Source organism: Maribacter sp. UH1 (genome assembly GCF_056839145.1).
The window spans coordinates 2,588,704-2,609,709 of sequence record NZ_CM166387.1 but is presented as its reverse complement, the minus strand read 5'-3'; the positions used below and the strand labels follow the sequence as shown (position 1 = coordinate 2,609,709).

General features: G+C 31.5%; 25 protein-coding genes. All 25 read right to left on the bottom strand.

Annotated features, from left to right (window positions below; translation table 11 throughout):
- Positions 1–112: 112 nt before the first annotated feature.
- A complete protein-coding gene (locus UH1x_RS11335; protein WP_482621789.1) occupies positions 113–775 on the bottom strand; it encodes an ATPase in 663 nt (220 codons plus the stop codon).
- Positions 772–1,311, bottom strand: coding sequence for a hypothetical protein (locus UH1x_RS11330; protein WP_482621788.1), 540 nt, complete (start codon positions 1,309–1,311; stop codon positions 772–774). The genes UH1x_RS11335 and UH1x_RS11330 overlap by 4 nt, the downstream gene beginning before the upstream one ends.
- Positions 1,312–1,419: 108 nt before the next feature.
- Complete coding sequence (locus UH1x_RS11325) at positions 1,420–1,698, bottom strand: helix-turn-helix domain-containing protein (protein ID WP_482621787.1); 279 nt, start codon at positions 1,696–1,698, stop codon at positions 1,420–1,422.
- Positions 1,699–1,974: 276 nt separating this feature from the next.
- Positions 1,975–2,823 (bottom strand): RteC domain-containing protein, encoded by an 849-nt coding sequence (locus UH1x_RS11320; RefSeq protein WP_482621786.1) that lies wholly within the window; start codon positions 2,821–2,823, stop codon positions 1,975–1,977.
- 9 nt (positions 2,824–2,832) lie between these two features.
- Positions 2,833–3,504 (bottom strand): DUF2461 domain-containing protein, encoded by a 672-nt coding sequence (locus UH1x_RS11315; protein WP_482621785.1) that lies wholly within the window; start codon positions 3,502–3,504, stop codon positions 2,833–2,835.
- Between the two features lie 102 nt (positions 3,505–3,606).
- On the bottom strand, positions 3,607–4,389 hold the full coding sequence (locus tag UH1x_RS11310; protein ID WP_482621784.1) for a hypothetical protein: 783 nt from the start codon (positions 4,387–4,389) through the stop codon (positions 3,607–3,609).
- Positions 4,390–4,399: 10 nt separating this feature from the next.
- A complete protein-coding gene (locus tag UH1x_RS11305; protein WP_482621783.1) occupies positions 4,400–4,789 on the bottom strand; it encodes an SRPBCC family protein in 390 nt (129 codons plus the stop codon).
- Between the two features lie 97 nt (positions 4,790–4,886).
- Positions 4,887–5,747, bottom strand: coding sequence for a helix-turn-helix transcriptional regulator (locus tag UH1x_RS11300; RefSeq protein ID WP_482621782.1), 861 nt, complete (start codon positions 5,745–5,747; stop codon positions 4,887–4,889).
- 11 nt (positions 5,748–5,758) lie between these two features.
- Positions 5,759–6,463 (bottom strand): SDR family oxidoreductase, encoded by a 705-nt coding sequence (locus UH1x_RS11295; protein WP_482621781.1) that lies wholly within the window; start codon positions 6,461–6,463, stop codon positions 5,759–5,761.
- A gap of 16 nt (positions 6,464–6,479) precedes the next feature.
- On the bottom strand, positions 6,480–7,826 hold the full coding sequence (locus tag UH1x_RS11290; RefSeq protein ID WP_482621780.1) for a hypothetical protein: 1,347 nt from the start codon (positions 7,824–7,826) through the stop codon (positions 6,480–6,482).
- A gap of 73 nt (positions 7,827–7,899) precedes the next feature.
- The gene (locus UH1x_RS11285; protein ID WP_482621779.1) at positions 7,900–8,781 is read right to left on the bottom strand and encodes an SDR family oxidoreductase; all 882 of its coding nucleotides are present in this window, start codon (positions 8,779–8,781) and stop codon (positions 7,900–7,902) included.
- 62 nt (positions 8,782–8,843) lie between these two features.
- Positions 8,844–9,419, bottom strand: coding sequence for a TetR/AcrR family transcriptional regulator (locus UH1x_RS11280; protein WP_482621778.1), 576 nt, complete (start codon positions 9,417–9,419; stop codon positions 8,844–8,846).
- Between the two features lie 79 nt (positions 9,420–9,498).
- Positions 9,499–9,960 (bottom strand): RDD family protein, encoded by a 462-nt coding sequence (locus UH1x_RS11275; RefSeq protein ID WP_482621777.1) that lies wholly within the window; start codon positions 9,958–9,960, stop codon positions 9,499–9,501.
- Positions 9,961–10,011: 51 nt separating this feature from the next.
- Entirely contained in the window at positions 10,012–12,117 is a 2,106-nt protein-coding gene (locus UH1x_RS11270) for a T9SS type A sorting domain-containing protein (RefSeq protein WP_482621776.1), read from the bottom strand.
- Positions 12,118–12,235: 118 nt separating this feature from the next.
- The gene (locus UH1x_RS11265; RefSeq protein ID WP_482621775.1) at positions 12,236–12,757 is read right to left on the bottom strand and encodes a DinB family protein; all 522 of its coding nucleotides are present in this window, start codon (positions 12,755–12,757) and stop codon (positions 12,236–12,238) included.
- A 31-nt stretch (positions 12,758–12,788) separates the two neighbouring features.
- A complete protein-coding gene (locus UH1x_RS11260; RefSeq protein WP_482621774.1) occupies positions 12,789–13,229 on the bottom strand; it encodes a DoxX family protein in 441 nt (146 codons plus the stop codon).
- Positions 13,230–13,307: 78 nt separating this feature from the next.
- On the bottom strand, positions 13,308–13,967 hold the full coding sequence (locus UH1x_RS11255; RefSeq protein ID WP_482621773.1) for a hypothetical protein: 660 nt from the start codon (positions 13,965–13,967) through the stop codon (positions 13,308–13,310).
- 172 nt (positions 13,968–14,139) lie between these two features.
- Entirely contained in the window at positions 14,140–14,886 is a 747-nt protein-coding gene (locus UH1x_RS11250; protein WP_482621772.1) for a hypothetical protein, read from the bottom strand.
- A 354-nt stretch (positions 14,887–15,240) separates the two neighbouring features.
- Positions 15,241–15,765: an MBL fold metallo-hydrolase gene (locus UH1x_RS11245; RefSeq protein ID WP_482621771.1), complete on the bottom strand. Its 525-nt coding sequence runs from the start codon at positions 15,763–15,765 to the stop codon at positions 15,241–15,243.
- A gap of 125 nt (positions 15,766–15,890) precedes the next feature.
- Complete coding sequence (locus tag UH1x_RS11240; protein ID WP_482621770.1) at positions 15,891–16,454, bottom strand: GrpB family protein; 564 nt, start codon at positions 16,452–16,454, stop codon at positions 15,891–15,893.
- Between the two features lie 59 nt (positions 16,455–16,513).
- Entirely contained in the window at positions 16,514–16,807 is a 294-nt protein-coding gene (locus UH1x_RS11235; RefSeq protein ID WP_482621769.1) for a hypothetical protein, read from the bottom strand.
- Positions 16,808–16,975: 168 nt separating this feature from the next.
- Complete coding sequence (locus UH1x_RS11230) at positions 16,976–17,845, bottom strand: enoyl-CoA hydratase/isomerase family protein (RefSeq protein WP_482621768.1); 870 nt, start codon at positions 17,843–17,845, stop codon at positions 16,976–16,978.
- 67 nt (positions 17,846–17,912) lie between these two features.
- Positions 17,913–18,470 carry a Crp/Fnr family transcriptional regulator gene (locus UH1x_RS11225; protein ID WP_482621767.1) on the bottom strand — a complete coding sequence of 186 codons (558 nt, stop codon included), beginning with the start codon at positions 18,468–18,470 and terminating at the stop codon, positions 17,913–17,915.
- Between the two features lie 52 nt (positions 18,471–18,522).
- Positions 18,523–19,953, bottom strand: coding sequence for a type IV secretory system conjugative DNA transfer family protein (locus UH1x_RS11220; RefSeq protein WP_482621766.1), 1,431 nt, complete (start codon positions 19,951–19,953; stop codon positions 18,523–18,525).
- Between the two features lie 8 nt (positions 19,954–19,961).
- A complete protein-coding gene (gene mobB, locus UH1x_RS11215) occupies positions 19,962–20,990 on the bottom strand; it encodes a MobB family relaxase (RefSeq protein WP_482626505.1) in 1,029 nt (342 codons plus the stop codon).
- Positions 20,991–21,006 lie beyond the last annotated feature (16 nt).

Genomic DNA, 21,006 nt, shown 5'->3' with positions numbered 1-21,006 from the left:
AATATCCATTAGCTTTACAAAAATCTATATCTGGCTTTATCGCCTATAAATATATTAAAAATTTAACATAATTTCTTACGGATTTCCACAAACGATTACCAACCTTATAAGATTATACTCTCTTGTCTTTACTTTCCTTATCAAAAGCCACTAAATTAAAAAGCTGCCGCATTCTACTACGTACCCGATTACCATACCGTTCCTCTAACTCTTTAGCATTCAAGTTAGTTGTACAATGCGTTTTTATTTTGTGTTCAACAAATAACTCATATCGAGACAAAAGAATTTCCCCCATAACATTACAGTCCTTCCCATAGTGCCGCCCAATAGGCTCTACTCCTAAATCATCAAAACAGAAGTATTGACCATCGCCATAATCCTCAATGGTTTTATAGCCAATGTGGTTGAAACCAAATGCAATGTTTCGGGTAGGGATAATTTTATACGGTTTTTGGTGTGGCACCATATGTCGCAGCAATTTCATCAAACTTGTTTTTCCACAACCAACAGGACCAGTAAGTAGAATCCCTTTGTTGATATCAATATTCAATTTTTGGCAATTGGCTGCATCCTTGATGAAGTAGCTGCAGAGTTTAAAAAGTATGTCTCGGTCTTCATCAAATATTTTGAATTTAGAACCGAACAAGAGCTTTCCTTTTGCATTGAGATACATCAGCATTTTATCAAAATCATAGATAATCTGATTGCCTTTAAGTTCTCCCAATTGGTATTGCATGCTGCCTTCAATGATGATATGTGGTTTAGTGCTATTCATAAAGGCTCATCATAATTTTTATTTGAACTAGTTTTTAAGTTGTCCTGATATGGGACGGCTGGGTTTTGTTCGTTTTCAGTTTCGGAGTTCTGAGAATTTAAATTTTTAAAATTTTGCCGTTTGTTTAAGTTTTTACTGTTTTCTATAGTTTGTATATGTTTGTTTATACGTACCAATGCTTGTCCAGTACTTGTCTCAATATTGGTACGACTTGGGTACAGAGCTTGTTCAGTACTTGTCCCAAAATCGAACATCTTAATTCTACTTCCCTTAAATGGATTATGGGATGGTGTATATAGCAAGTATTTCCAATGACTTAATTCCTTAATGCAACGATGGTAGGTAGACTTAGAGCCAATTTTAGAGTAATCCATAACTTCCACACGATTGATATAGAATTCACCTTTAAAAAAGCTGTTATTCCAAAGCTGAAACAGGGCTACATATAAACTTATATGTGTTGGATTTAAGCGCGTGTCTTTAGAGAATTGCACAAACACACCATTGAGGTGCTTTATATAGTTTACATCTTCCATAATCTGTTAGAAATACAATGCCAATGCGCCAGCCGGCTCCTTCGTTAAAACAATCCACAGGACTGTTTCTTTACACTCGATCCTATAATTTACATCTTCCAAAATAGCTTAATACCTATTGTGAATCCTGTTCTTTTCTAGCACTTGCATGATTTCTTGATAATCATAATATAATACACCACCAACTTTAGTATAAGGCAAAGTGCCATTAATACGCAAGTTTTGTAATGTGCCTGGGGAAATACCTAAAAGGTTTCTGACTTCTGGTGATTTAAGCCATTTCTTGGAAGTATGTCCAGATTGATTGGTAAGTAATTGTTTAATGTCATCGAGTAGTTCCATTTTAAACTCTCGAAGGTCTTCTGTTGTAATAATTGTTGCTCCCATATTTGTAGAAATGATTTTAGAAAACAAAGCCGCCAATGATTTTAGTTTTTAAATGACGGCTTTGAATTGATTTGACTTTCGTCCTACAAATTTGGTAAGTTTTAACCTATAATATTCAATAGTCAAACCCAAGTTGGGTAGTTTTTTCACTCATTTTTAACGAGTTACAATAACTTAAATTGTTTCGCAGAAATTAAATACTGACTACAAATTGACAACAAAAAAAATGAATACATTTTATTTTTAGTTTACCCACCTTGGGTACAACTATGGTTTTTATTCATCCAATCGATTAAAACGTTCAATCAATGTTTTTTTCAACTTATCAATGAACTTCGTTTTACTAGATTTCCTTGCCCTAATTTCAATAAATGTGTGATAATAGTTTCCTAAATCTATATTGAATATTTGCTCACAAACTGCTGCCATTTCTTTAATGTCAGCTGTCCCGCTATTTATTGCACCACAGCTATCTAAAGCGTAAATAAGTTCTATTAAATCTGTCTTGTTTCCTGTCCAAAATAATTTTGATGAAGACATTGGGGTTGCAGAATTTGTGAATTCCATACTATTTGTCATTTCTAGTTTATCTATCTCCTTTTTTAGATGAATAATAATCATATCGTATGCCATTATTGTTGCAACAGTAGAATCATGACTTGTTGAGAACTGCTTGTCTGTAAAAAAATGAAAAGTATCTGGATGTAAACGAATATCTTCTCTACCCCTCATAAAGTATTGTTCATCTAATGTGGTTGCACATCTTCTATGGTAATGATAGAACTCCAAATTATCATTAAAATAGACCTGAAGTTTGTCTATATGTTTATTGAGGTATTTTACTTGTGATTTATTGCTACTTCTTGGTCGTTTACTTTCTATATTAAACAACTTTACATAATAGATAAGTTTACTGTAAAGTTGGGGCTTTAACGTTTTAAAAAACGTAATTTCTTCAATCATGTTTTTAAACCCTTTATTTATAACCAAACCTCTAAACTGTTCCAAAGTATTCTTAGTGATTTTTATAGCTTTTTCTGATTTATAGAGTATATCACTAGAACTTGATTCCAACTTTTCAAGGTTACTATCCAATTCATTTAATATATCTAGGTATTCCTCCATCAAAAAAAATTAAGAATCTAAGGCTTGTCTAAAGAATTGATTTATTCCAATTGCTGTTTTATAATCCTGTAACAACTGACCCATCAGTTGTTTATCCAAAGCGAATTCTGGCTTGTATTTTTTAAAATAATAGAATGATTTATTAAACAGCAAAGGTTGTTTAACTGCCAAGTTCACATATTTTTCGGGTATTCTTTTATGTTTCTCTCCTCTTATCTCTGTAAATACTTTCTGAAAAGAGGAATCACTTATTAATACATCGAACTCATTGCTATTACTTAGGATATAATTCCTTATTTTTTCTTTTTCGCTAGAGGAAAGGTCAAAACACCCACTATACAGTCTAATATCTTCTCCTGAAAACTGTATATAAGCTCCAGGTGTCGTTTTATCTTTTCTGCCACCACTACTAATCATTGCAGACACATGATTCTTATAAGGGGTTTTATCTTTACTAAATCGAACATCTTTATAAATTCGAAAAACACATTCTTTCTCTTCTATATTCAAATTTGGTATATACGGCTGAAGTTCGTTTATAAAATCAAAAATGAATTCTTTAAAAGGTTTTTCTACATCTTTTTTATAACGCTCTTTGTTTTCATGAAACCATTCTTTATTATTATTCGCTGGTAATTCTTGTAAGAATGTAACAAACTCTGAATCAAAATATTTTTTCATATTAAAAATTATTAAACCCAAATAAGCCATTGCCTTAAGAATACTTTTCTTGTAGCAATGACTTATATTTTATCATTAAGATTATAAATACAATTCTTTTAACTACAGCGTAGCATTCCCTATAAAGAATAGTAAGTTTTTAAGTGATGCATCTCTTTTAGGAAATAATGCTTTCATTCTTTCATCTGTACCCATTTGTTCTAATCCTTCCATAGAATCAAAATAAAATCTGTGAATTTCATTTGGCATTTCCACTTCTCCTTTTGATTGGAAAGGCGCTATAAAACGTTCAAAGTGAGTTCCAAATTCTGGCATAATTTCACAAACTTCATCGTGATATTCCGCAAATTGTTTTTCGTATTTCTTCCCTTCATTAAAATACACCAATGCGACACCATATGTTTTGTCTTTACCTCCTTCTTCTTTTTTAAACTTAAAATCTGTATTCTTACTTGTAAACACAGCTATATTTCTTAGTGCAGGCATAGCATATTCATCTCTAATCTTGATAAATTCTTCATCTTTATTAAAATTATTAAAAGCTTCTAAATTTGGATATGTAGCAAAATGAATTTCGTCTGGCATTTCAATATCTCCTTGCGCCAACATTGTTGGTTTAATCACACGTTCTATTTTACCTCCATATTGCTCAAGTATAGCTCCTCCTTTTCTTTTATATTCTTCAAATCGTTCTTCTTCACCTTCTTTTAGGTACATTAAAGCAACATTAACTATTTCCTCATTTTTTTTACTTTCCATCTTTGGTTCTATTTTCTTTGTTTCATTATTTGACGCTAGTGTCTTGTTTTTTGTTTTAGTATTGTTACAGGATAATGACAAGAAAAAAACACTTAATCCAAAAACTATTTTTATACCATTTTTCATAATTATAATTTTAAGAGTTAGTAATAAAGGTTTCCATATCTTTCAACCCCATTGTCCATAAATTCCTAAATGCTTCTTGGGCGATAGGAGCGTTTTCTTCTGTAGAATCAAATGTTGCCGACCACTCAACTGAAGCTTTATTTTTAGCACCTTCGTTTACTTGCATTGTTCCTACAATATTTTCTACAGGTAGCATTTCTTGCGATGGTATCCCATAAACAAATGTTCTAGTATCTCCATCTACTTTTATAATATCCTCGTTTAACTTGGAGCCGTCATGAGTTTCACAAAAACGTTTTCCGTTTTCTACTTTACACGTTTTAATAAGAGAACTAAACCACTGATTAACGCCACCGACTTTGCCGATTACTTCCCATACTTGCTCTGGTGTTACATCCATATCAAGTATAATTTTTTCTGAAAAATTTTTCATCTTTTGTTTTATTTAAGATTAATACTGCAAAGATGTTCCAGAATAGGCGGAATTACTTTGGGTATTAGTTCAATGATTTGTGCTTTTGGGTCACTTTATAAACTGATGGGGATACTTTAAACCTTTCCTTAAATGATTTTGAAAAGTGAGCCAAGTCATTAAAACCACAATCAAATGCTACACTAGAAATGCTTAATTCTGATATGGAGAGTAAGTTTGCTGCTTTATTTAAACGTCTTGTTCTTATATAATTATTTGGCGTATCATTATATTCCTTTTTAAACTTTCTTTTGAATGTGGATACACTATTATTGGTTAGTAAGGCTAACTCAGAAATTCCTATGGAAGAAAAAACGTGTGCTTCTATTACTTCTTTAAAGTCAAACGAATTTTCAGTAAACAGGTTGGATAGTATGCCTTTTATTTTTTGAGAATTACCTGTGTGTAACAGTAAAAGTATAATCTCCTTAAGCTTTAAAATTAATATATCTTCATTTACCAAATTCGGATTCTCAAAATAGAAAAGTATTCCTTCTATATACTTTTTAATTAATGTTAATGCCTCAAACTTGACCATATTAGATGGCTCTTTTTGCGTGTGTTTTTTTAAAAAGGCAGGGAGTGAATTACCGTACGCCTTTTTTAAAATCTCCGGATAAAAATGAACCGCTATTGCCTGGTACGTTCCATCCTTTTTCTCTGGTAGCATTTTAGAAACAAAATTTCCACATTTCATCAGCACAGATTCTTCGGCTTTAATTCTTAATTTTTCAACCTCAGAAATAGAATCATATTCCCCTTCCATTATATATAAAAAACAAGCTTCATTTGGCATTAGGTTCGGCTTGTTAAAAGGTGGCTTAATAACTGCCTTTTCAAACAACATTTTATCGTATAAGTCTAATGTTTTGTGGGAGATAATCATATGAGTTTTACTTAAAATGGATTGGTTGCCCAAACAGTAACTTCTGGCACGAAACCTTTTGAATTGATTGATAAGGTTGATACAATTGTATCTGCTATTTCTATCGCAGATAGTTTATTATCCACATCTGCACGCTCTTCCCTTGCGTCATTTGCAAATGCAGTAGTTACCTCACTTGGGTTTATTAGGGTTACACGAATATTATGTTTTCTTAATTCTGCTTGCCATGATTGTGTCATTCCTCTTAATGCAAACTTTGAAGAGGCATATACGGTACCACCAACAAATCCTTTTTGACTTGCAGTAGAACCTATATTTATAATATTTCCATGGTTTTGTTTGATAAATATTCTAGAAATCTCTTGTGTCAACAATGCTAAACCGAACACATTAGTTGCATATACTTTCTGAAAATCTTCAACAGTAATCTCTCCTAACTTTGGAAAAACACCAATACCTGCATTATTAATTAATACATCTATTTTACCATCGAGAATTGTTAAACATTCCGCTACTTTTTCTTTTAAGTTAACTAGCTCTGAAACATCAAAAACTACTGGAATAGCTCCTATTTCGATTGCCGTTTTCTCTAATCTCTCTTTATTTCTACCTGTTATTACTACTGTTGCGCCTTGTTCAACTAATATTCTGGCTGTTTCTTTTCCAATACCTAGACTTCCTCCAGTTATTAAAATATTTGAATTTTGTATTTTCATTTTACTTTTTATGTTATTATTTTATTAAAACCATTGTGTGCGGACCTCGGGTTACAGGAACACTATAACGTGTTTGCATGAGCATTTCTGGTTCTGAATTTAAAGGGTCTGCTACAATTTTAAAAAAGTCTATTGCCCCTCCTTTTATAGTATCATCAAAATGGTCGTATGTAGTTACCGCTATGTTTTTACCTGTTTCATCAAACACTAGAGATTCTGGCAGAATACCTTCATATGGGAGCGTATGTATTACATTCATTGCTCCTGTTTTTGGATTTCTTTTTATCAAGGATAAGGAACTAAACCAACTTTGTCTGGCATCGTTATAAGGCAACCAACTTCTTTCCATGTTAGCCGAAATCACAAAATCTCCTTTGGGTGAAACTGTAAAACCTTCTGGACTTACCCCTACCATTACTTGAGATGAAAGTTCATGTCTCACATTCCCTTTTTCTACATCTACATTCAAACTGATATTTCCTATAGTTCCTTTTGGTGCCGAATTCCAGGTTCCTTGAACATCAGTTCCCCAAAATGTATTATTGACCAAAAAGTGTTCTCCATTTTTAGAGAACCTTCCAATCATTGGAAATTTACCCACGGAAACCGTATTTCCCCATTTAGTCATTGTTTTTTTTGCAGTATCAATATTGAAAAACGAAACTTCCGCTTTGGCGTTATTAATTACTGAAATGGTTTTTCCGTTAGGATGCCATGAAGCATAAATTAGCTTATCTTTTGAAGTCCAACTTGGTAATTTTGGATAATAAACATCTACAATTTTTCCATTCTCTAGGTTATAAACCCCTAGATGATTTTCATCTTCTAACGTAGTATAATAACTTATTAAAAGTCTAATCCCATCAGGGCTAATATTAATAGAAACAGGCCTCTTATTAATTTTATGTTTCCCAACAAGTTTTGGGGCTTTCTTATCTTTTATGTCATATACTGTCAACAACTCACCTAAAAGTAAATCATTGAATGTATGCTCTTGATTATTAGTCTTGGGTCTAGGAGTGAATGTTTCAATTATATAGGCATATTCACCCAATGCATCAACTGCTAAAACTGCCGGTGGGCCACCAACCGAGTTGCTCGCTGGTACTTCTATCACATTTTTTTTAATTGGATTATTATTTAAATCTATTATTGACATTACATCTGTTCCTTCTCTAGAACCTAGCTTACCATCTGTATAGGCAGAGGCCAACATATCGGCATCTGAGACACTAATTAAATACTTCCCTTTAAAAAAATTAAAACCATCATCAGTATTAGAAATTGTTTGTGCAATTACCAATTGTAATGGTAACATTATAAAAAGCAGTAGGCCTACCGTCAAGTTATTTATTTTTTGCATTAAACTTTTTTTTTTGATAAGAGACAGAAGTTTATATTGTCTTCTGCCTCTTATTAATTTAAACTAAAAAACACTATTTGGAAACTTGTAAAAGATGTTCCATTTGTAGAGCATCTTTAACTAAAGCTGTTTGAATAGGTGCCACCTTTTCATTTAACTCTATCAAACCGTAATCTATTCCCGACACAACTCGCTCAACTCGAGACCCACGTTCTGCCTCAATTAAAGAAGCAATATCATCTGCAACTAATTGCGGGTCTTTAGCGTCATCTGTAGCGTAAAAACCTTCAAAATTTTTCAACATTGCATGTGGTACATCTTTATAATCGCCATACGCATTAAAAACCTCTTGATCTGCCTCTTTAGGTCCTGTAAACAATAAGTTAGTTCCAAATGGCCCAGGCTCAACAATGCTTACTTCAATTCCGAATGGAGCCAACTCATAACGCAAAGCCTGTGAATAGGTTTCAACTGCGTGCTTACTTGCACAGTATATGCCGAAGTAAGGAAATGTTAGTCTACCAGCTAGTGAAGTAACATTGATGATTACTCCTTCCTTTTCCTTACGCATATGTGGAGCTACTGCCTTTATTGTACGCATTACACCAAAAAAATTGGTCTCAAATTGATCCTTTGCTTGTTGCATACTATAAGCTTCTGTTATACCGACAAACATATAGCCAGCGTTATTGACCAAATGGTCTACTTTACCATCCTCATTAATAATTGTCTGAATTGCTGATGTAACAGAATCATCGCTAGTCACATCCATCTCAACTACTGAAATATTTAAACCTTCTGCTTTTGCTAGGTTTAGTAATTCTTCCTTTTTTAAAGCGTTTTTTGTTTCGGCATTCCTCATTGTTGCCCATACTTTAAAGCCTTTTCGAGCTAAAGTCAAAGTAGATAAGTATCCAAACCCACTACTAGTACCTGTAATTACTACGTTTTTCATTTTTAAATTATTTATTATATTAATATTAGACCAGTCTATTACTTATATTCAAAAAAAAAGAATTAAAGTATAAATTCTTCTATAAATTGGATAAACACATCAATAGAATCATTATTCTTCGATGATTTCATTCTTAAAATGGCACCCTCCCAACTTGAGAGTAAAAAACTTGCTGTATCAGAAACTGATTTGTTTCTTTTAATTACTCCTATTTCTTGACCTTCTGCTATACATTCTTCAAAGCAAGATTGCCACCTATCTAACTCTAAGGCTATAGTGTTGCTAAATGTTTCAGAAATATCCGATAATTCTAAACTACAATTACCTAACAAACAGCCTTCTTTAAAACCTTTGTCGGAATAAACATTTTTCATATCATTAAAGAAAAGCAACAACCTTTCTTTAGGGTTTTTACTTTCATCTCCTAAGTAACTGTTTAAAATTTTCAAAGAATGCTCAGAGTAATAATTTATTAACTGTAAACCAAAATCCTCCTTATTTTTAAAATAATAATAGAAAGAGCCTTTAGGAATATTAGCCGTTTCTAAAACTTCTAAAATGCCAAGGTTATTGTACCCCTTTTTCAAAACTAAATCGGTTCCAATCGCTAAAATATTATCTACTGTTTCTCTTTTCATAATTCAATTAATAGACCAGTCGTCTACAAAAGTATGAAAAGTGATTTTATAAAAATAATATTTTCATCTTTTTTTTACATTATTCATTTTCTACAACATACGTATCAGAAATGATATCATGTAACGTTTGCTTGTTTTCGGTAAATAAAGCTACTAAATACCCTATCATTAATACACTCGATATTATCTTAGACAAATTTCGGATAAAACAGGAAAAAAATGAGGCTCTCCCTCCTCTATAATCTATTACTTTAATCTTCATCACTCGCTTACCTAGTGTGCCTTGAAATTTAGAAGCTTCAAAAAAAGATTGATACAATATTATAACTACAGGAAAGCCGATAACATAGAATAATAATCCAAATAACATTGTTCGGTCATTTACCTTCCATAATAACAAACCTGTACCTAGCAATGAGTCTATTGAATTAACTAATACCATACCTGATATAATACTTATAATAAAAGCATCAATACATATTGCTAAAAACCTGCTGCCAAAATCTGCAGGTTTAATCTTATTTGAATAAAAATCTAACATTGCTAATTAAGGAATTAATATCTTATCCATTTTCTTAAACTCTTTTAAAGATTAATTTTTAACAATTCTCTTCGAGAATTCCTTTCCTTTTTCAGATGTAATCATGATGACATAAACTCCTGATGCTAATGCTGAAACATTAATTTCATTAGTGTTATTATAATCAAAACCTATTCTCTGTCCTGATAAAGTAAATATTGCTATGTTAATTATCTTTTCATTATTAGTTAATGTAATTGTAATATTATCTTTAGTAGGGTTAGGTGTTATGGTTATATTAGGTGTTTCTTCTCCATCTATGTCTATAACTCCAAGACTACCATCATTAAACTCATAAGCACCTATATCAATTGTTCCATTAAATACTCTATTAGTATTTAAATAGTCTTTAGGCCAATAATCAGAAGGATCTCCTGGATAAAATTCATCATTTGTATAACGATCTAGATACTGCTGGTATACATCTTGCATGCCACTAGCATAGTTCTGCGTACCAGAATCTATTGCAGGCGAGTTTACATTTATATTATACTCGTTATTCGCAACATCTTCATACAAAGGGTCTCCAGAAAGATTATTTACTGTCCAATCTTGGGCATTAAGGTTCGCTAGGGTTTGATACGTATTATTGTTTACTGAAACCTCTCCACTATAATTATCAAATAAATTATTTTCTACAAATACCGCTAGTCCGTTTGACGTGTCCAACGTAATTGATTTAGAAGTCCCATCGATATTTGCTGAAATATTAGAGAATATATTATTATATATATGAAGCTTTGCTTGGTTATCATGACGGTTCGTCTTTGCCCAAATTCCATGACAGTTATTATCAAAAACATTATTTACAAAGTAATGTTCTCCCCATTGACTAAATAAAGTCACACCAGAACATAATCTCCAGCTATCATTACTTTCTCCATTCTTATTATCATAAAATAAATTTCCTATAATGAATAATGGCCCGGTCATTGGGTCGTTTGCTGTATGCATCCAACCAGATGAGGATTTGGTTCCTACATTATTTATCCACCAGTTATAATCCCCCAAATCGTATGAATGCCCGTAACATTGACCGTTTCCACCTGCTAATGCATACGTATCTGTACAGTAGTTACCTGAAAAAAGAACATCTGTAGCTCGCTTTGTCCATCCCAAAGCTTGACGAGCAAATTCTTGATAATTTCCTGCAACAAAAACGTGATGATTCCCACCAGAAGATGCTATCTGATCTCCAACTTGAACTAGATTACCCGACAAACTTTTAAACAATCCATCTACGGGGTCTGGATCATCCCCTTTGATTGCATTATTATTTATTATCCATATTCTATACGTTTCATTGCCCCCAATATTTCCATTTACTTTATATGCATGATGGTCATTATCTCTTGATATCCAATCAAAACCACCACCACAATTCTTGAATATATTTCTATATGCAACAATATCGTGTAATTCAGCATTTTCTATTGTATTAGATGTTATACTTACAATGGCTCCTCCACCTGCCACATAATCAAGATTTTCAAATCTCAGATTTCGTAATGTTACGTGATGTGTTGGATAAGCTCTATCTCTGGTAAGGCTTAGAACTCCATTTTGTTGATTGTCATCAATCCATTGTAAATTATCCAGGATGACGTGACGACTATTGAACATTCCTAGAAATACCCCTGAGAATACAGGTTTATCATCAGGGTCTCCGTATAACCATATGGGTTGACTTGAAGTTCCTTGAAATTGGGGAGACCATGTACTGTAAAAATTACTAGAAGTATATGTACCTCCCTTCAACCAGATTATAGTTCCAGGGGTAAATAAATCATTAATCCAACCTTGGCTAGGAATCGTAGCTCTTGGTCTATTAGGATAACCAAATCGTCCATATTCACTTGTAAGCTCTCCTTGTTCAATGACATCTGTTGCATTTGGATGGTTTGGAGCTACATAATAATAGTCTTGTTTTGCTGTGCTTGGCCATTCAGATGGTGTTTCTAATTCAATTGCAAAAGGGTCATAATCCCAATCCGTATATGGAATTCCTGTATAAGACCAAGCATTTTGGCTATTTACTTGATTTAATCCTACAAGAATTAATATCAAAGCAATTAGAATCTTCCATTTAGGAATTGGATAGTGGTTAAAGAACTTCATATCTAAAAAATTTGGGGCTGTGGTAAGTGCAATTTGTTACTTGACAAAAGTAGTAATTATTATTTATAATAGACTGGTCTATTATAGATAATAATTACTAAACCGAAAACCTATTAAACTATTTATTACTAAAAGCTGTAATTATTTCACTTATTCTGGCCAAATGATGGTCATCATGTTCTGCTACAAACAAAAATAAATCCATAGTTCTCATTGGTGTTTTTAGTCTGGGATGTAAAGCCGTTTTATATACTTCCTCTTCTGTTAACTTAACTAACTTATTTAACAGGACGTTTCTTAAATCTTGAAACTGGATAAGCAAACTATTAATGTCTGTTTTATTATGTAAAGCTAAATCGGTCTTTTTATTATCTAAATCGGTAGGTCTTAAAAACTCACTATGTTTTAGTATATCGCTCAATCGACCAAACCATAAAGGTTCTAAATCAATTAAGTGCCCTACATTTTCTTTTATAGACCATTTATTTTCTGGTTTAATTTCTAGAAGTTCGGGTTGAATTAACTTTAACTTTTCTTCTAATCGTATCATTGTGCCCTCAAGTCGTTCAATGATTGATGGAAAAATATTTTGCTGATAAGAAAAATCAAATTTTCTTTCAAACCATTTTATTTGTTGCATAATATTAGTTCATTAATTCTGAATATAATTATTATGCTATAATTATTCTATCTAACGACTTTTTACCACTTCCGTTAACTAATATAGCAAGCGCAATTCCTATTACAAGCAATGCGTATTCATATCCTTCTCCCTCTTGATTCCCAAGCCAATTCATAAAAAAACCATGGTCAATATGAACGGTAAAAATTATACCTAAAAAAAGAAATATAAAAGACATTGCCCATATTCTGCTAGCCAAACCAATAAGCAAAGCAATTGAACCAAAAAACTCCAAACATATTGTCAAAAAGGCAACAATCCATGGTAGTTCCATGTGCTTTGTAAAGGTATCCATTGTTGCACTAAAACCTTGCCCTCCGAACATTCCTAACATTTTTTGTGCTCCATGTGGAAACAAAACTATACCAAGTGTTACACGAGCAATTAAACCTACCCAATCATCATTTGTTTTAAATATTAAGTTTTTCATAATTTACTTTAAGTTGATTATTGATTCGCAAAAATGATTTGATTTAACTTCATAAAAAATAATGTACATTAAGAATAACTACCCTTCCTTTTTTAAAAACACTTTTCTAATAAATAGGCCAAATGAACCTTGGTTAATAGGTTTCTTTCCATATTCATCAAAATCTACTGCCAGACCAAATTGATTGTTTTTATGTGACACACCCACTCTTAATTGCTGAAAACTTCTTGCATGGATTGAAAATTTATCCCAACTATTTAATAGTTGGGCGTAAACTATTAAACTCCATTGTTTTTTTAATGGTTTAGAATATTCAGCATAAACAAACAGTTCTCCATTTACACTTTTTGTTTTCTCAGAATAAAGAACGGTAGGTATTATATTGAAAACAAAGTGTTCCCCCTTTTTCGACATCAAAAAGGAAATTCTTTGTGTTAATCCTGTTACACTATTATAGTACAGCGATGGCCCTACTGAAATAGTTTTACTGAAATTCCAATAAAGTGTGCCTTGTACACCAACTTCATCAAAAATAGATTCTTCCTTATGATGATACTTTTGAAAGAAAGCTAATGTTGAAAAGGACAATGTCTTTTTATCATTAAGAGGTTTTAATGAGAATGAGGAAAAATCCGTTTTGTTATTTCCTGAAAAAAGCTCTAATTGAGTTATTTGTCCTTGGATAAGGTTGCTAAATAAAATTGCGATTATAGCAAAACCTAGATTTGTTTTTTTCATGGACAAACTTCACTATTTTTTAGATTAAGAAAAATAATGTAGATTAAGATTGTTATTTTTTGAAAATATTACTCCTAATCAGAACTAATAGCTCATCATCCTGAATTTTAAACCATAAAAGCTTCAAATGACCTTATAATTTAACTAGAATGCGCGTTTTTATGTACAGAGTTTAATCATCCTGAATGATAAAATCTTCTCCCTCTGAATATGTAAACTTTTTCAATCCATTATAAAATTTAATGATATTGTCTTTTTGAATTGCAATATTATAACTAGAAACCATTATATAATCATAGTCCAGAGGAATTGTAAATTCACCCATATCATTATCAAGTTCCCAATTTTTATTACTATTATAACATTTAATAACATTATCTTTTCGTACAGCGATTGCTTTTATAATTGGATAAATTTCATCGAATCCAGAGGGTATTCTAAAATCTAAATCTTTATTATAATTCCATCTTTGGTCTGAAAATGAAAATTTGTAAAATTTTACATCATTCCCGTCTCTAACTCCTAAGTATTCTTTAAAAGCTATTATTTCATCACAGTTGAATGGAACCTTAAAATCGACATTATTTAAGTGCTTCCAATTATCATTACTATCATAAAATTTAACTGTATTTTGATGTCGAATGGCAATAATATCTCTAATGATATCTATTTCATCAAAATCATCTTCTATTAAAAAACTCTTACTTCTTTTATAATCCCATTCTACTTTTTTTCCAAAATCTAACAATGAAGATTGTTGTTTATAATATAGAGTAAGTGTATTACCTGAGACTATAGGTAAAGCATTTATTTCATATGTTCCGTTTATTATTTTTTCATTTGTGTTTTGAGAGCTTACTTCTAAAACACTGGAGGTCAAAATAATTAATACTAATAATATATTGATTCTTTTTTTCATTTATTAAATACTAAGCTTGATTCATTGTATTAAGTTTTTTTGAAAATGTCTTTTTTCTTTCTATATCTCTGATTACAGATTTTATCATATTTAACTTGGATAGTTCTCCGTTAGATAAAAATTTGACTCCATAAAACTCTTTTAATTTAAGCTTTTTAAAAATCTGTTTTGGCGTGAATTTATTTACATATAGTTCAGACACTTGTAATTCAAAATTTAGTAAATAAAAGAGTTTTTGTTCTAACTTTTGTCTACCATTTACTAACTGTGGGTTGTGACTACATAATAAAACGTCGAAATCTAATTTCAAGACTTTTTTAATCGAACTGATTTGTTCGCTTATACTTTCCTCCTTTAAAAAATATCCAATATGAGTATTAATAAATCTGCAGAGAATAACCATTTCTGATTTGGCTCATATAACGCCATCATATCAGACGAATGACCAGGAACAGAAATTATTTCAAACTCAAATTTATTAGTGGCTATTTTATCTGATATAGCTATTAAATTTGAATTAGCTGGGCGACCTCCCATTAATAATTTTCGACTAAGACCTAACGTTGGTGGTGCTTTCATTATTTCGCAACACAATTCTGATGCATAGACTGGACAATTATAATGACTTTCGAGTTTATCTATATTACCTGTATGGTCTTCATGAAAATGTGTGATATAAATTTGCTCAACTTTCAAATTCTTAACTGCTTTAAAAATTTCTTCTTGCATTCTTCTTTGCCCTGTATCAATCATTAATCCATCAACAAAATATATGTGAGGAAATAATTTAGGTTTTCCATATGGTATAGACATAAATCTATATCCTATAATATCGTCAACTGTGAAAGAACTTTTTAAATAGGGTATTGTTTGATTCATAATGTTTGTTTGGTATATTAGCTGTCACGTGTCTCGGCACAGTTCTTTACTGATTGAAACCGACTTTGGAAAATTCTGCGATTTTTCTAAGTGAGGACTGACGAAACTATAGCTTATATATTGTATTATATGCTGGATTTGTCGAGAACCATTTTAACAAAATCAGCTTTTTTATCTGTATATGTTTCTCGATCAGTTTTGTATTTTTTAGCTAAATCTATTTTTAACTTTTCGTATTGATTTTTCAATTCCTTGTCCACAATTAATTTGTCTCGAAATATGATTTGGTCGGATAGTTTTTTATATCCCATTGGGTAAAAATGTAAATGATGAGTTCTTGGCAGATTTTTAAAGAAGAATTGATGATTTTTGTTCGGGTTGTTTTCCCAATATTTGTATCCTAAATTTAAAATCAGCTCTGTTACCCTTGTATTTAAAGGAAACTGTTCAAGTCCGATAGCTATATCAATTATCGGTTTGGAAACAATATCAGGAATTGCCGTACTTCCCACGTGAAAGAATTCAGCTCTGTTTTCTCCAAGTATTCTTTTTAAAAACTCAACCTCTTTTTCATACTTAAGAGTATAATTCACATCGTATTCTTTTAAGATAACGTTGTCAATTTCTCCGAAGAAATTTTTATTATAACTCATTTCTTTTTCTTGTCTAATGGTTTTTTCAACTTGCACATAGTATATATATAACCACCTCCCTAGAGATTTAGAAATAGAACCTAATGATTGTTATATTATTTTTCTAAATGCTTTTCATGGAAATACTTGTAACAAATTTTTCCCAAAACTAGATATGATATTATTACAAAAACAGCACCAGCATAAATACCATTACTCAATATTTCGTCTATTCCATATTTATATACAAATAAACCAACTGAAATAGCAAAATTGAGTAATCCGTATGCAGTGTTTTGCTTGTTTCCAAAACCAAATCCACTAAACATCCTACCTTTCCATATTCCAAGTACAAAATGAGGTATTGTATTAATTAGAGTAAGTCCTATTATAAAATCTATTATTGACATATTTTATTAATTTAAATGATATCAAGCCTTTTTCCTTGACAAAAAGGGCGTATCATAATATCGGCATAAGGTTGAACTTTGTTAACAAACAAAAAATAATGTAGATTAAGAAAAATAAAAGGTAGTTACACTTTTATCTGCTGTACTATTATCTGCTATTAGGGATAGCTATTTTAGTTTGTCCGCCCATTCCTTCCAATTCTCCAATTCACCCATCCTAGTTTGTCCACCTTGAGCGAAGAATTTATTTACTCTTTCATCAAATTCTGACGATTTAACAAGTTTAGAAAACCATCCATTTGATGTTATAAATTCTTGTTCCCTATCGCTTTCAAATAAATTGACCGTAGCTTTATTAAGAGCAATAGCTTGTAATGGGTAGCCAGCTATTCTATAGGCAAGTTCAGCTACAAAAGAATCAATTTCATTGTCTGGTAAAGCTCTATTGATATAACCGTATTTTTCGGCTTCTAATGCGGTAAAATCTCCTCCTCCCAAGCATATTTCCATTGCCCTAGACCTTCCTACTTTCCTTGCTAAATATTGAGCTGCTCCACCACCAGGTAAAATGCCCATAATAATTTCCATTTGCGAAAGCAATGCAGAGTTTTCTGCTCCAAAACTCATATCCATTGCCATAACAAACTCTGCTCCACCTCCTCTAGCTCTACCTTGTATTTTTGCTATGGTGGCTTTAGGCATTTTCCTAAATTTTTCTAATAAGGCAGAATACAATGGCATTTCATCACTATCATAAGCGCCTTGATCTCTAAAATCTTGAAGTAATTTAAAATCGGCGTGAGAAAGAAAATAATCTGGGTTAGCACTTTGAAAAACAATTACTTTTATTGATTCATTTACCTCCAGCATATTTGCTAAATCTACAAGCTCAGTAACAGAAGTTAAATCTAAAATATTGGTCCCTCCATGATTGAAAGTAACGAAAGCTACTTCTTTATCTATTTTAACAATAAAGCTTTGAAAATTATGATTAGTTATGGTTGTATTATCAGTTGAATAGTTTTGTTCTGATTTCATCAATTTAATTTTTAAAATTTAAGAAATCAAAAGTCAAATATTTAGCCACATAAAACATTGACTGAAATCAACGTTTTTTTAACCTGCTTAATGTTTCAGGTCTCATTCGTAAATAAGATGCTAAATATTTATTAGGAATCTCTTGAAAGACCCAAGGGCTTCTTTTCAACAATCTATTATATCTTTCTAAAGGTGTTCGAATAGAAATATCTAATTCTCTTTCTAATTGTTGCACTGCAAATTCTTCAAGCATTTTTGTCCAAAGTTTCTGGTTCTCATTTGTGGACTCAATGAATAAATAAAAATCTTTTTTACTTATTTTAAATAACGTACATTCCTTTATTGCTTGAATATTAAATAAGGATGGCTGACTGTTTAAAAAAGAGGGAAAAGAAGTCATCCAAGACCCCTTATACCCAAGTCTTAATGTAATTTCTTCAGACTCGTGCCGTACAAAAACTCTTAAGCTACCTTTTTCAACTATATACATGTTGTTTTCAATAATCCCTTCTCTTATTAAATAATCATTCCGGTTTAATACAACATTGTTATTTCCTTTTCCATATATGTGCTGAACCAATTTTTCTTTTAAAATTTCAGAAGAGTTTTGTCCTTTCTTTATCATTTAATCTTATTGTTTTTATTGTAGTCTTATTTTTAATCAAAATACTAAAATATTATTTTGAAAAAATTGACCTTACTTCTTTATAAGTTTTCTCATAATTTAATTGTAACACATTTTTGGAATAATGGATTTTTTTATTTGGTAGTTCTTTTACAAAATCTTGTAATTCAAATCTAACTTTTCTATCCTTACCGTCCGCAAAAGTGATAAACTCCCCTTGCTTTAATCTAAAAAAAACATCTGCTCTTTGTTTTGAAACCTCTTTTTCTCCTTTAGTTACCCTAGTATCAAAGTTGAGATTAAAACCCTTATTAACACTAGTGGTTTTCATTTTTACAATTTCAAAAAAGCGTTCATAATACTTTGCGGTATCAGGGTCGTTCACTTTGCCAAAAAACTGATATGATAAATTACTTAGAATGGCTTTACTTGCTTTATCACCATACATCATATCATTTTGAATTTTGTCTTGCATTACATAAATCGTTGCAATATTATAACTCCTTAAAGTAGCAGGAATGCGATGCATATTCAGTAAACGAATGGTAGGTGCTTCTTCCATCATTAAAAAAGAAGGATTGGCATTTCTCACACTCATTTGTTTTGTAATGGTGTGGATAATAGTTGCTATAATTGGGGAATAAGCCGTTTCATATTTTGGGTTATTTACGACAGATATCACACCTGATTTTTCTGTGTTATTAATATCTAATGGGACTTCATCTGCGGATAAAGTCATAAAAATACGTTGTGTACTTATTTTTTTTAAAGCATTGGCTAAAGTGCTTTTTACTCCTGCGGTTTGCCTATCAGAATCTTTTCCGCTTATAAAAGCATCTGCCATAGCTCTAGAAGTCGTATTACTTTCTAAAAACACAATAAGGCTATCTGTATCTAAAAGTTGGTAAATAGCTATTAAATGAGGTAATGTGCAGAACTGCGGATAAGCCGTTTTTAGCTTCCAAATTAGCCCACCAATTAAACCTTCTGCGGCATCATTAAAAAACCGGGTTGTACCTGAACTACCAGATTCTTTTTGTTCCAACAAATTTTCAATCAACACCCTTGAAACTTCATTGACACTCTCCTCGTTTTCCATATATCGAGGTGCAATAGGATTTACTCGGTCATAAATTGAGTCAAAAGAAATAATATAAAAAGGAATTTCAGCTGCCTTAAAAAGAGGATACGCCATTTCGGTCAATTCAAAGTTTTTATAATCATGAATGACACCACTAAAAGCATGTTTGCTAAAATGTCGCAAAAAATTGAAGACGACACTTTCTGTTTTTCCACTTCCCGCAGAACCGATTACGGAAGCTCCACGTTTGATGTTGTCAATTTTAAATCTACCAGATTTGACTTTAAATTGGATTTGATATTTTTTATCCAAAGTTTTATTTCCTTCCTTATGAAAGAATACATACAGAACAATAATTAAAATTAGCGCAGGAACCATAATATAGAGTATGATATATGGCATAGACAAATTCATATCCCTATAGAACTTGATTTAATAGCTATATCAACACCGTGTTTCAATTGTTTAATGGCTTTTATTGCCAATTGCACTTTGTTTGTTGGGATATTCATCATTGGAAGACCAGACTTTCCTAACATTTTAAAAGCAATAGCTTTTTCATTTTTTGGTAAACCCATTAATACAGAAAAATATAGCTTCGGATTCTTAACAAAATCCTTTTTTGCTTGATAGGTTTCCGCATAGTTTCGTTTGTAGCCAAATTGTTTATCAAAGGTTTTTTCTGCATTTGCAAAAAATTGATCTCTATCAAAACCACGTTTTACTTTTTTACCGTTCATCACCACATCCGAAGCTTTGTATTTACTTCCTGGTGACAAACTCACCGAATTAGAAGCATCTTTTCGGCTCACTATAATATGAATATGGCTTTGGTTGCCATCTTTTTGCAAGCCTTGAATAATCCGTTTTCCATTTTGTTGATGTGGAGCTTCTTTTTCTAATTGATTTATCTTTTGCTTTAACATTCCAATATTTCCTGATAATTCTCCACGTTCTATCTTTCGAATTTTTTGTTTGTTCTGAAGTATTTTTGTGGCAAAAGATTGGTTCTCTTTTACCTGCTTATCTGTTCCTTTATAACTTCGTTGATGTTCTATTTTGGCAAAGTATTTTATATCATTAATAGTAATCGGCTTGCCATTGATTTCTCTATTGAAAGACGTAACATAATTTTTCATTACTTCACGAGTATATGCTTTTAAATCTTTACTGCTATTTTGTAATTGCTTTAATTCATATGTACTTGGACTTACTGTTATGGAATAAAATTTTGGTTCTGTCTTTTTTAGTTTCGCTCCATTTCCATCAATCTCCTTTATTACATCTTTGGTGTTTATTTTATCTCCATATTGATTGAAAAAGTGTTCCATATCTTGTTGTTCCAAACCTTGATTTTCCTTTTCTAAATACGTCACAAAATCGGCAACACTTTGTGAATAAGCGCCTCCTACTATCTGTGGTGTAATGGTAATATACATATGAAATAATTCTGTA